Annotated in this window: 9 protein-coding genes; 5 read left to right on the top strand and 4 right to left on the bottom strand. The window is 68.3% G+C overall.

From position 1 onward, the window contains the following. Positions 1-67 precede the first annotated feature (67 nt). From CW348_RS05890 to CW348_RS05880, 3 genes are read left to right on the top strand one after another with little or no spacing between them, the layout of a single operon-like run. On the top strand, positions 68-886 hold the full coding sequence (locus tag CW348_RS05890; RefSeq protein WP_011291185.1) for an STM4013/SEN3800 family hydrolase: 819 nt from the start codon (positions 68-70) through the stop codon (positions 884-886). A gap of 50 nt (positions 887-936) precedes the next feature. Beyond that, the gene (locus tag CW348_RS05885; RefSeq protein WP_104612542.1) at positions 937-2280 is read left to right on the top strand and encodes an STM4012 family radical SAM protein; all 1344 of its coding nucleotides are present in this window, start codon (positions 937-939) and stop codon (positions 2278-2280) included. Beyond that, entirely contained in the window at positions 2277-3185 is a 909-nt protein-coding gene (locus tag CW348_RS05880) for an STM4011 family radical SAM protein (RefSeq protein WP_011291187.1), read from the top strand. Before CW348_RS05885 ends, CW348_RS05880 begins: the two co-directional genes overlap by 4 nt. A 532-nt stretch (positions 3186-3717) precedes the next feature. On the opposite strand, the gene CW348_RS05875 is transcribed toward CW348_RS05880, so the two are convergent. Then, positions 3718-4650, bottom strand: coding sequence for a hypothetical protein (locus CW348_RS05875; RefSeq protein WP_011291188.1), 933 nt, complete (start codon positions 4648-4650; stop codon positions 3718-3720). A gap of 256 nt (positions 4651-4906) precedes the next feature. Here CW348_RS05875 and CW348_RS05870 point away from each other — a divergent pair, with 256 nt between their 5' ends. Next, positions 4907-5734 (top strand): OmpA family protein, encoded by an 828-nt coding sequence (locus CW348_RS05870; protein WP_193742810.1) that lies wholly within the window; start codon positions 4907-4909, stop codon positions 5732-5734. Positions 5735-5912: 178 nt separating this feature from the next. Here CW348_RS05870 and CW348_RS05865 read toward each other — a convergent pair whose 3' ends face one another. Then, on the bottom strand, positions 5913-7697 hold the full coding sequence (locus CW348_RS05865) for a hypothetical protein (RefSeq protein WP_104612543.1): 1785 nt from the start codon (positions 7695-7697) through the stop codon (positions 5913-5915). Positions 7698-7994: 297 nt separating this feature from the next. On the opposite strand from CW348_RS05865, the gene CW348_RS05860 reads away from it, so the two are divergent. Continuing rightward, positions 7995-9416, top strand: coding sequence for an aldehyde dehydrogenase family protein (locus CW348_RS05860; protein WP_016188319.1), 1422 nt, complete (start codon positions 7995-7997; stop codon positions 9414-9416). Between the two features lie 286 nt (positions 9417-9702). Here the strand turns inward: CW348_RS05860 and CW348_RS05855 are convergent, their stop codons facing one another. Together CW348_RS05855 and CW348_RS05850 are read right to left on the bottom strand one after the other, a co-directional pair. After that, complete coding sequence (locus CW348_RS05855; RefSeq protein ID WP_104612544.1) at positions 9703-10692, bottom strand: serine protease; 990 nt, start codon at positions 10690-10692, stop codon at positions 9703-9705. A 134-nt stretch (positions 10693-10826) separates the two neighbouring features. Next, positions 10827-12425, bottom strand: a complete 1599-nt coding sequence (locus tag CW348_RS05850) for a CocE/NonD family hydrolase (RefSeq protein ID WP_104612545.1) — start codon at positions 12423-12425, stop codon at positions 10827-10829. Between the last annotated feature and the right edge of the window lie 92 nt (positions 12426-12517).

Here is a 12517-nt window from a genome sequence, read left to right as displayed (position 1 = left end):
TGCCTTCGACCCGACACGCCCCAACCGAGACCGGACTTGCCTGGACCCCTCTCTAACGGAGCCGCCGATGGACACCCGCCCCAACATGAACGACGTGGTCGGCACCCACGACATCCTGCTGATCACCTTGGACACGCTGCGCTACGACGTGGCGGACCGTCTCGCCCGGGAGGGACGCACCCCGAACCTCGCTGCCGTGCTCCCCGACGGGAGGTGGGAGCGGCGGCACGCCCCCGCGAGTTTCACCTACGCCTCCCACCTGGCCATGCTCGCCGGGTTCCTGCCCACCCCCGCCGCGCCTGGCCCGCATCCCCGACTGTTTGCTGCCGCTTTTCCCGGGAGTGCCACCACAGACGAGTACACGTGGACTTTTACGGCCCCGGACCTGCCGACCGCGTTAGCTGAAGTCGGCTACCACACGGCGTGCGTGGGCGGCACAGGGTTCTTCAACCGGCGTTCCGCGCTCGGCTCAGTCCTGCCGGACCTGTTCGCGGAAAGCCGCTGGGAGCCGTCGTTCGGGGTGACCGAGCCTGCCTCTTTTGAACACCAGGTGGCGTGCGCGACCGGCATCATCGCGGCCACCCCGGCGCAGCAGCCCCTGTTTCTGCTGGTGAACGTGGCCGCGCTCCACCAGCCCAACTGGTTCTACCTGCCTGGGGCGACCCGGGAGGACGGGGACTCGCCTGCCAGCCACGCCGCCGCCCTTGAATACGTCGACCGGCACATTCCCGCGCTGTTCGAAGCGGCTGCGTCCCGGCGCCCGTGCTTCACCATCATCTGCTCCGACCACGGCACCGCCTACGGCGAGGACGGTTACACCGGGCACAGGATCGGCCACGAAACAGTGTGGACGGTCCCCTACGCCCACTTTGTCCTCGGCCACTGACTCGTGGCGGGCCTGCCCGTATCCGACACCGCAGAAAGACTGGCATCCCTGTGACCACACTGCACAGCTATCCCGTTGCCGCGCCCCCCGCGGACACGCCGTACCGCACCTACGTCTACGGCTATCCGCACAAGACCGCCTACCGTCCGCTCATCCCGGCCCCGCGGCTGGCCGACGTGTGGCGGGACGAGCCCACCGATGCCCTGTTCCTGTACTTCCACATTCCGTTCTGTGAAGTGCGCTGCGGGTTCTGCAACCTGTTCACCCGCGCGGTACCGCCTGCCGAGCAGGTCACTGCCTACCTGGATGCGCTTGCCCGGCAGGCTGAGGCGGTCGCGGACGCGCTCGGCGGCACAGCGCGGTTCGCCCGTGCTGCTTTCGGCGGCGGCACTCCCACCTATCTGACCGCTGACGAACTCCACCGGCTCTACGACCTGGCCGACCGGGTTCTTGGCGTGGATTTGGCGGCCATTCCCACGTCGGTGGAGACTTCTCCGGCAACCGCCACCCCGGAGCGTCTCGATGTGGTGGCGGCCCGCGGGGCCAGCCGGATCAGTATCGGGGTGCAGAGTTTCCTGGACGCCGAGGCGCACGCGGTGGGGCGGCCGCAGCGCCGCGCCGACGTGGACCGGGCGCTTGCCGCGATCCGCAGCCACGCCCCGCGCGCCCGGCTCAACATCGACCTCATCTACGGCATTGCCGGGCAGACCCCGGACAGTTGGCGCTATTCGCTGGACGCTGCCGTGGCGTACCGGCCGGAGGAGATCTACCTGTACCCGCTGTATGTGCGCCCGCTGACCGGGTTGGGGAAGCGCGGCCGGGCGTGGGACGACCAGCGCCGCACCCTCTACCAGCAGGGCCGCGACTATCTGCTGGAGCGCGGCTATCGGCAGGTGTCGATGCGCATGTTCGAGCGGGTTGATGCGCCGTCGGAGACGGGGCCCGCCTACTGCTGTCAGACTGACGGCATGGTCGGTTTGGGCTGCGGGGCCCGCTCCTACACCCGCGGGCTGCACTATTCCTTCGATTACGCGGTCGGTGTGCGTCAGGTGCGGGCGATCCTCGACGACTACATTTCCCGTGGTCCGGGCAGGTTCGACTGTGCCGAAGTGGGGTTCCGGCTTGACGAGGACGAGCGGCGGCGGCGCCACCTGCTGCAGTCGCTGCTGCAAGCCGACGGTCTCGACCTTGACTGGTACCGGTCGCGGTTCGCTTCTGATCCGCGCACCGACTTTCCCGCGGAGTTCGCGGTTTTGACCCAGCGTGGCTGGGTGACGGAAACCTCCCGGGTGGTGCGGCTCACCGACGAAGGGCTCGCCTACTCCGACACGGTGGGTCCGCTGTTCTTCTCACCCAGGGTGACCAGGCTGATGGCGGAGTACGACGCGCGATGACTCTTCCCCACGACATAACCATCTTGTATCGGGGGCCGCTGGCCAGTTGCGACTACGACTGCTCGTACTGTCCGTTCGCTAAGCGGCGCGACACCCCGGAGCAGTTGCGCGCCGACCGTGCCGCCGTGGAACGGTTCGTGGACTGGGTGGCCAGCCAGGCTACGCAAAGCCCGGGAAAACGTATCTCCGTCCTGTTCACCCCGTGGGGGGAAGGACTTGTCCGGTCGTGGTACCGCGCCGCGATGGTGCGGCTCAGCCACCTGCCGCATGTGGAGCGGGTCGCTATCCAGACCAATTTGAGCTGTCGTGTTGAATGGTTGGCCGAATGCGACCGGGAGACCGCGGCGTTGTGGGCGACTTTCCATCCCTCGCAGACCCGGTATGAGCGGTTCCTCGCCAAATGCTTCCGGTTGCGGGAGCTCGGGGTGCGGTTCAGTGTGGGCATTGTCGGGCTGCCGGAGCATTTGGCTGCGGCCTGCCGCCTCCGCGCTGACCTGCCGGACGACGTCTACCTGTGGGTGAATGCTGTGGGAGGCCGCTCGTACACGGATGCCGAGGCAGCACCCTGGCAGGAGATTGATCCGCTGTTCCCCTACAGCCGGGATCCGCATCCCAGTCGGGGGCGGCTGTGCCGGACAGGGAACACGGTGGTCTCCGTGTTCGGGGACGGCACGGTGCGCCGCTGCCATTTCCTGCCCACGGAACTCGGCAACTTGTACGACGGGTCTTTCGTGGCGCGGCTCCGTCCCCGCCCGTGCCCGGCAGCCAGTTGCGACTGCCATATCGGCTACGTCCACTTGGAGTCCCTCGACTTGTATGACGTGTTCCGCGGCGGCGTGCTGGAACGGATTCCCGCGGGTTGGGGGCGCGGGGAGCTCAGCCCGCAGTCGTCGCGGTGCCGGTGAGGCCGGTCGCACTCTGAAAAACGAAGGGGCGGGGACCCCGTGGGGTAGGTCCCCGCCGGTCGTGGAACCCTTCAGGTCAGAGCTTTCCGGCGCCGGTGCGCACGATGCTTGGAGTGCTGCTGGGGGTGTCGAGGGCGGAGGGGAGGGCGCCCACTGCCGTTGGGGCGCTCACTACCAGGGTGCGGACCGCGGTGGTCGCGGCGTCTGCCAGCGCTCCGGGGGTCGTCGAGCCGGAGCGGCCGCTGGGTGCGCTCGCATAGGCAGCCTTTCGTCGGGTGTGCTGCCGGCACCGATGGCGGCCGCGGGGCGGTCCGCCGTGGGGATATCGGTGACGACGGCAGGACGTGAAGGGAAGGCACGGCTTGGGCCGTGCCTTCGATCGGTGGAGGAGCCACCTTGACGGACACCGCGCTGTTAAGAAAGCGCTTTCCGTAAAGGAATTGTTACGGAGGGAATGCGATCGTGTCAATAGTTGACGTTGATTCACGGGTTTCCGCAGGACACGAAGGCTGCCCGTGGTCTGCGAGCAACGCTACGACGCGGCCGCAGGGGAACGCTCCACCCCCAGCATCGCGATCACAGCCAAAAGCCGGTCCCGCAGTACCTGCCCGCGTTCGCTGAACTCCCGCTGCGCCGCGGTGAACTCCGCCTTGCCCTCCGGGGTTTCAATGCACACCGGGGCATACCCGTGGTCGGACAGGTCGTAGGGGGAGGCGCGCATGTCCAGCTCCCGGATGTCCCGCGCCAACGCGAAGCAGTCCAACAGCAGCTCGCCGGGGACCGCGGGGGAGAGCTTGTACGCCCACTTGTAGCAGTCCATGGTGGCGTGCAGGCAGCCCGGCTGGTCGAGGGCGATCTGGCTTTCCCGGGTGGGCTGCAACTGGTTGAGCGGACGCGCCTCGGCCGTGAAGAACCGGAACGCGTCAAAATGCGAGCAGCGGATCCGATGCGACTCCACGACCCGGTCGGTGCCCTCGGCACCGAGCCGCAACGGCAGCGCATGCCGCCGCTCCTCAGGGGACTGCCGGTAGACCATCGCCCACTCGTGCAGGGCGAAACAGCTGAAGTTCGCGCTGCGCGCCCGAACCGCGGACAGCAGGTCGGCGATGAACCGCACCGCTTTGCCCCGGTCGGCGAGGAAAGCCGCGACGTCCAACTCCACACCCGTCACCGGGTCGCCGGAAGGCCCCGGGACCGTGGTCGTGCGGTACCAGCGGCGGAACACGTTCCGCGCGGACTCGCCGAGCAGCACCACTCCCGGTCCGGGATGCCAGCGACGCAATTGGGCGGGACGGTAGCTGTAGTAGGTGAACAGGAAGCTCTCCACCGGCCGCGCCTCCGGGCGCTGGGCGCTGCGGATGAACTCTTCGGCACGCGCGGCATGCCGGGCGGCGCGTTCCTGCCATTCCCGCTCGGTGAGAACGGTGCGGGGGTGAGCTGTCGCGAAAGGGGAAGAGCTGTCCATGACCACTCCAGGGTAGGACGTCGGGCAGGTCGGATGTATCCCGCTTCGTGGCGACGTTACCCGCCCCACAGGCAGAGTGATCTGCGTCACTTATTTCGCGGGAAGTTTTCAGCGGAGAAGTCGGACACGCCTGCCGCGCCCAACCGGGCAAATGGCGAGAAAACCGCGGCTCTGCATCCTGGGAAAGGCGTCGGGAAACCCTTTGCTGTCCTGCACTGAATCCCGTCCTGGACTGGGGTTTTCTACTCTCAGTCGCGTGACGGAACGACACTATGGGCAATGGCGGATCGCAGCGGTCCGGAACACGAGGACCGTGGGCTGGGCTCGAGAGCCACGGAAAGGACCGTGGTCCGGCTACGTCACCCTCCCCCTTGTCGGTGTCCTCGCCCTCGGCTTGTTCGCGTTCTCGGCCGTCCTGTTCCCGCCGGCAGCGCCTGAACAAGACACGATTGCTGTGGACACGCCAGAAGAGTCCGCGAACCCCGCAACGCCCCCGACCACCGCGGAGCCGCAGGAGCGGACCGCGGACGCCGACGTCTCCCCGCCCCAGGAAGACGCGGCACCCCTCCCCGAAGACCACCGGGCGCAGGCAGACGAGAACCACGAGCCCCAGGCAGACCCGCCCCGCACCATTACCGCGGTCGTCCACTTCTCCCACAACGGCACCGAACTCACCTACGAGGGGATCGTGGAACTGCAGCGCTTCGCGGAGGAAGCTGCCGCAGCCGACGCCTCCTGGGTGCGGATCGACGGGTACGGGGACGACACCGGCACCCCGGAAGCCAACCTGCAGGTGTCCTTGCAGCGCTCGGAAGAAGCCGCGGCATTCCTCCAAGAGATGATGCCGGTCGACGGGGTCGCCTTCATCACCGCCGGGCATGGCGCCGCCAACCCGATCGCCGACAACAGCACCGTGGAAGGCCGGGCCCGCAATCGGCGGATCGAGGCGGTCGCGGGCACCGACGCCGACTTCGCCCGCCTCTTCGATGCGGGCAGCACGCCCGCTATGCGGATGACCGAACCCGACAGCGACCCCGAACACGAGCCTGCGGCCGAACAGTCGCCGTTGCATCCAGGCCCCTAACCTGGTTTTCTCCGGGTGCGGCGGCCATGCCAGGCGCCGACAGCGGGCAGTAGAGTGCAGCGCGTGCCGATGCAGTCTTCGGGCCGCGGGCGTCGACCCGCCACGAGAGGCGGCAGCAAAAACAGGCACGGGCCACCGGCCTGTCCCGCGGCCCGAAGACCGGCCCGGCACGCTCCCGTCAATTCGTGCTGTGCACGGGCAGGTGACGGCCGAGATACCCGATGTAGATCCGGTTGGTCCGCCCGGGACCCAAGTCCGGGTAGTAGTACAGGCGCGGGCAGACCCCGTACTCGGTGTCCAGTTTGATGTGCGCGAACATGGGGACCACCCCGTCCGGGTGCACTTCGGTAGGCACCCGGAAGATGCGTTTGCCGCTGAACTTCGCCCGGTTCTGCACGGTGTCGCTCTCGTGGGCGGCCATCCGCTTCACCGGGATGGTGAAGAAGCCGTCAGGCTGGTCCCGCAGATAGTCGTGGAGCGGTTTGCTGTTCTCCGGGCGGGTCAACTGGTAGCGCACGTAGTCGTTGAGGGCCCGCAGCGCCTCCCACGCTTTCGTCACCCACAGCCGTTCTTTCTTGTGGCCGCTGAGCTCCCGCATGTCGTCGAGCGCGTCGTCGATCGTCACCCGCAGATAGGGGAAGGAGGTCTCATCGGTCATCCGCTCCCACAGTTCTTCGAAGTCCTCGGGCGGGACTTCGCTCGGCGGGATCGGAGGGTGGGTGGCAGCCGTCTCGTAGTGGCCGAAGTTGCGGAGCTGGTCGCGCAGCCACGTGTTCTCGTAGCGGGCTTTGCGTAACTGCTCCCGGTACTGGTTGCGTTCCCGCACCGTCTCCCTAAGTTCGGAGCGCAACTGCTCGTAGTCCCGTTCCAGCTCGGCGAGGCGCGCATTGCGCCGTTTCAGTTCGGCGGCCAACGCCAGGGTGCGTTCCCGTTCCGCGTCCGTGGGGTCGGGGGCGGGGGAGCGTGCCGCGGTCGCAGACTCGGTGCGGTAGACGACAGTCGCTTTGGAGACGCGCGGCGCCACAGGGGAGGCGGGAAGGTCCGCTTCCTCCTCGTCCAGCAGCGCGTCCACGTGGAGCAGCGCGTCAGGCAGCGCAAGGTTCAGTGCGGTGGTGTGCAGTGCGGGCATGAGTTTTCTGCCGACCCGGGCGCGGATCATCCTGCCGGTGCGGGACTCGTCCATGCTGCGCGCGCTGAGCATGGGGTGGCGCAGGTGGTCGGTGAGGTCGGTCAACTGCACCCCGGGCAGGAAGGTGCGGACCCCGCCCATGGGGATGCTGAAGTCTTTGGGGAGGCGGGCAGCCACCCGCTGCTGGGCTGCCCGGTCGAGCACATAGCCGGAGTACATGCCGCACGCGAACTTGAGCACTTGCCCTATCGCGTTCTGCCAGGTGAGGACGGTGAGGTCTGCGGGGACCCCGGTGGCGACCAGCGCGAGCCTGCGGGAGCTGTCGCAGATCGCGGTCAGCAGCGCCTCGACGGCCTGCTCGTCGCGGCCGCGGACGATGACCGGGGTTTCGGTGAGCATGGCCGCGCCGTCGAAGCACCGTGCCGAGTTCAGAAACGACCGCACGAGTTTGGGCCGGACCACTTCGAAGACCCCTTCACCGCCCACACCGATCCTCTCCCGGGGGGATGTCGCGGTCATCTCGATCCAGACGGTGCGATCGGCTTCGCGCCCCGGGTCGGACACGGCAGTCAGCACGGTCTGCCAGACGGTTCCGCTGCGCTCGTGCAAGGACTCGGTTTTGAGCCGGACAAAACGCAGGTTTTCGTCGGGGTTGTCGTGCCGGATGACTTTCACGGTGTAGCGGTGGTCCACCACGTAGTGCCCGGACCGGCTCATGTCCGGGGTCCAGCCGTCGGACTTCTGCGCAAGCCAGGCCGAAAACGTGTCGAGGCTCAGGTCGACGACGTCGCACGGCGGTGGAACGGTGAAAAGAGTGCGGTAAACGAGTGGCAAGCGGTGATCTCCAAATAACGGTTCTCGTCGCGGTCTCCTTGATGCAAGGCTCGGGCAGAAGGATTCCTACCCTGAACACGCGGAACAGCGGGGGAGGACCGTCGCGCGCTCTGACACCAGAGTGGCTGACCGGCATCGGCTGCGCCACCGAATGGAGACAACTGTGCACAACACTCGCACAGGCCCGCGGGAAAGGCGCGGGAACAGTGCAGAAATCGCCAGGATGGAGTGAAGGCCTGCGTTGTTGGGCCCGAATGGATGAGGAAGACGACACTGCGAAGCAGTAGCGTCACGGACATGTCTCAACGTCCGTTCTGGCTGGCCGGGTCAGCAACTACCGGCGACAACGAACTCACTGTCACCAACCCCTACACGGGGCAGACCGTGGCAACGGTCGCCGTCCCCTCCCCGGAACAGGTCGACCAGGCTGTGGCTGCCGCGCACGGTGCCCTCGACGCCACCGCGGCGCTCCCCGCCCACGTGCGCGCTACGGCCCTCGCCCACGTGGCACGGCGGCTCCAGGAGCGCTCCGAAGAGATCGCCCAGCTCATCACTGCGGAGAGCGGGAAGCCGATCTTGTGGGCGCGTGCCGAGGTGGGGCGGGCTGTCTCCGTGTTCACCTGGGCTGCAGAAGAGGTCCGCCGCGACAGCGGGCGGGTGCAGCGCTTGGACACCGACAGTGCGGGGGAGGGTCGGATCGCGTTGATCCGCCGCGTCCCCAAGGGTGCAGTGCTGGCAATCTCCCCGTTCAATTTCCCCCTCAACTTGGTCGCGCACAAGGTCGCTCCGGCGATCGCGGTGGGCGCGCCTATCGTGGTTAAGCCCGCTCCCGCGACGCCTCTTTCTGCATTGGTGCTCGGCGAGATCCTCGCTGAAACCGATCTGCCGGCCGGGGCGTTCTCCGTGCTGCCGATGCCGAACGAACTGGCGCAGCCGCTCATCACCGACGAACGGCTGCCGGTTATCTCGTTCACCGGCGGCCAGTTCGGCTGGGAGCTGCGCAAGATGGCCCCGAACAAGCACGTCACCCTCGAACTGGGTGGGAATGCTGCGGCCGTGGTGCTGGCCGACGCCGACTTGGACTGGGCGGCCCGGCGGATCGCCCTGTTCGGCAACAACCAGGCCGGCCAGGTCTGTATCGGCGTGCAGCGGGTCATCGTGGAGGACGCCGTCTACGACGAGTTCGCCGCGAAGCTGGTCCAGCGGGTCGAAGAGCTGGTGACCGGGGACCCCGCCGACGAGGCCACCCAGGTGGGGCCGCTCATCAACGAGGCTGCCGCGGCCCGCGTCGAGCAGTGGGTGAACGAGGCGGTGGCGGGTGGGGCCACGGTTCTCACCGGCGGCACCCGGGACGGGGTGACCATGGCTCCGACCGTGCTGGCGGACGTCCCCGACGACGCGAAGGTGGTGTGCGAGGAGGTCTTCGGCCCGGTGATGGTGCTGCGCCGGGTCAGCGGCGTGGATGAGGCGTTCGCCGAGGTCAACAACAGCAAGTACGGCTTGCAGGCGGGGGTGTTCACCCGGGATCTGGCGACGGCGTTCCGGGCGCACCGCGAGCTGAAGGTGGGCGGGGTCATCATCGGTGACGTGCCCACGTACCGCGCCGACCAGATGCCCTACGGCGGCGTGAAGAAGTCCGGGGTCGGCAAGGAGGGGGTGCGTTCCGCGATGGACGACCTGACCGACGAACGGGTGATGGTGCTCACCGGGGTGCTGTAACCCGCATGCGAAGCGCGGCCTCGGAGCTGGTCTTCCGGTCCCGGCTCCGGGGCTGCGGGTGGTGCCGCCCGACGCGTGCCCGGGCGGCCGGGGCCGGGCTGGACGCCGCCTCCACGTTACTCGTCCGGCTCGGCCCTTCCCTTGTCTCTACGGGTGGTGGGTGCGGGGCTGTGCTGCGAGTGGGCGGCAGCCGCACGGTCTGCGGCATGCCTGTGTGCCCGGCGGACCCTGCGGGTGGGCCCGCCGGGCGGTGTGTGCAGCCGGCACTCGGGTGCCGGTGGTCCGGTTACAGGATCTGCGCGGCCTCGTAGACGCGCCGGGCTTCGTCGCCGAGCCGGGGACCGTATTGGACAGCGGCGTTGTCGGTGTACTTGAAGCTGGTCAGCGAGGTGATGGTTCCGGTTCCGGTGGTGGTGTCGAAGTCGGCGAACCACGGTCCGCCGCTGGAGCCTTGGGTCATGGCGCAGTCCATGCCAGAGCCTAGGGTGCCCTGCCGGTCGGGGTGGGTGGCGCCCACGCAGTGGTACAGGTGGCGTCCCGAATAGGGCGGGGACGACGGGTAGCCGAAGGCGTGCACGTAGGGGGCGATGCGTCCGCTGAAGGAGACTTTCTGGGCCCCGGTGCGGTCGGCGACGTGCCGTCCCCGAAGGTCGGTGTTGAGGACGACGAAACCGAAGTCGTAGCTGTCGTCCCCTTGCCGGGACCACTTGGGGGAGACGAGCATGTCGCGGGCGGTGTACCGGCCGTAGGGGGCGCGACCGTCCGCGTAACCGGGGACGAAGATCCAGTTCTCCGCCCACGAGCCGGTCTTGTTCTTCAGGCAGTGCCCTGCGGTGAGGACAGTGTCGCGGTTCTGCGCGTTGATCACCGAGGCAGTGCAGGTGTAGTCCACGCCGTCCAAGGTGAGGTACACCCGTCCGGTGGTGGCGGCGACCAGGCCTCCCCCGGTCCAGCGGCGGACCGAGGAGTCGGACAGGCTAGTCGTGTCGGTGTCGGTGTCGGTGTCGGAGGCGCGGCGGCCGCCGAGGAGGGACAGGGAGACGGGCAGGTCGTCGAGGGCGGAGGGAAGGGGGAGGGCGGCAGCCATGCGGTCGGGGGTCCAGTAGGCCGCGACGGCGCGCTGCTGCTCGGGGGTGGTCGCCGCGGACTGGTGCACCACCTCTGGGGCCGGGTCCAGGGGGACCGGGTGGGAGGGTTCAACAGCCGAGGCGGGGGCTATCCCGGCTGCGACAAGCGTGAGTGAGGCGAGGAACGCATACATGATTGACCGGTTCATGTCCCCGAAGCATGCCACACTCTCCGTGTTCAAGTGACTTCTTTTAGTTATATTTGCTGGCTGTGCGGGGACGAACCGCGGAAAAGGCACGGCCTCCCCGGCGCGGAGGGAGGCCGTGGTCCAGGGGTCAGCCGTTAGGCCGTGGGAATGCGCAGCCAGGACGGGTCGCCGGCGGGGGAGCTCACCGTGACGGTGCTGCCCACGCCGTTCTCGCTGCCGTAACGCAGGTCCTGGCCGTCGATGACGAGGGCGAGGCGGTGTCCGGAGGGGACGCGCCATACCACGGGTTCCAGGGCGATCTCCACGGTCTGCGCCTGGCCGGGGGTGGCTCCGCGCAGGGTGTAGGGCTTGTGCGTGATGAGCGCTCCCGTGCCCGAGGAGTTCACCGCGTACAGGTAGACGAACAGGCTGGCCTCAGACCGGTTGGGGGTGACCGTCAACCGCAGGCGCGGGGTGCCGCTGACGGTGACGTTGGTGAGGGCCGGACCGGTCCACACCCCCGCGTAGACCCGGCTGACCAGGGGCAGCGCCACCCCGGTGGGGATCTGGGCGAGCTGCTGGATTGCGCCGCTGAGCATGAGGGCTCCGCTGTTGGCGGTGGTGCCCAGCGCGGTGCGGATCTGGTAGTTCCAGCCGGTGGCGGGGTCGGGGGAGAGGCCGCCCGTGCTGAGCCAGTTGGTCCAACTGGCCGCGGGCTTGGTCAGGTGGTAGACGAGCTCCCCGGAGGAGACCGACTCCCAGTCGGGGTATCCGGTCCACGGTCCGCTGCCGCTGTTCGGCTTCACCTGGACGGGGGGTTCGGTGTTGATGCCGTTGTCGATGCCGCGCAGGTGGTGGTCGAACCAGCGGTTCAGCGACTCCCACGTCTCGCTGGGCAGGCCGAACGCGCCGAACGCCTCTTGGGTGGCGTGGTCGCCTGGGGCCAGCATCAGCCGCTTGGGGGTGGTCAGCGCGCTGTAGAAGTCGATGATCTGGCCGGGCGGGAAGATGCCGTCGTTCCAGGCGTGCGCGATCATGACCGCGGTGCCGTGCGCGTTGATGGCGTCGACTTTGGTCGCGGGGGAGCGCACGGGGGCGGCGTCCAGGGCGGGCTGCACGTCGCCTCGGCGGTAGCCCTGCTCCATCTCCTGGAGGGTGGTGCCGGGCCGCCCGGTCAGGTGGGCGGAGGAGAGCAGGAGTTCGACGGCCTGGGTGCTGAAGGTTTCGTTGGGGTAGATGGAGGCGGTGAGGTCAGCCCAGCCGCTCATGGCGCCGACGGCTTTGATCCGCGCGTCTTCGGCGGCGGTGAGCAGGCTGATGCCTGCGCCGTAGGAGATGCCGGCCATGCCGATACGGTCCGGGTCGGCGTCGGTGTTGGCGAGCGCCCAGTCGATGATGGCGCGGGCGTCGGCGACGTCCCGTGGTCCGGCGACTTCGATCCGGCCCCCGGATTCGTGGAAGCCGCGGGAGGTGTAGCTGATCACCTGGTAGCCGGATTCGCGGGCGAGTTTCCAGGCCGCGCCCACGTAGAGCAGTTTGTTCGTGGACCAGGCCGAAGGCATGACGAGGAGGGGGTGGGGGCCTTCGGTGCCGGTCGGGGTGATGACGAGTGCGCTGAGTTCCGTCCCGTCGTCGACGGGGATGCGGACTTTCTGGGTGGTGGACCCGACAGTAGCGTGAGCGGGGGGTGACAGTACTGCTGTGCTGAGTAGCGCAGCAAGGGTGACGCTGATGACTGCGGACAGTCGTTTCATAAGACCTCGTTCCGGAATGAGCGGGAGATACCGACGGCCGCGCCTGCCGTCGCATCCCGGGTGGGCCGTAGGGGGCCTTTGGGGAGGCCCCC

It is taken from the genome of Thermobifida sp. (assembly GCF_017577275.1).
Lineage (GTDB): Bacteria > Actinomycetota > Actinomycetes > Streptosporangiales > Streptosporangiaceae > Thermobifida > Thermobifida fusca.
The sequence above is the reverse complement of the archived record's forward strand: the minus strand, read 5'-3'. Positions and strand labels throughout refer to the sequence as shown.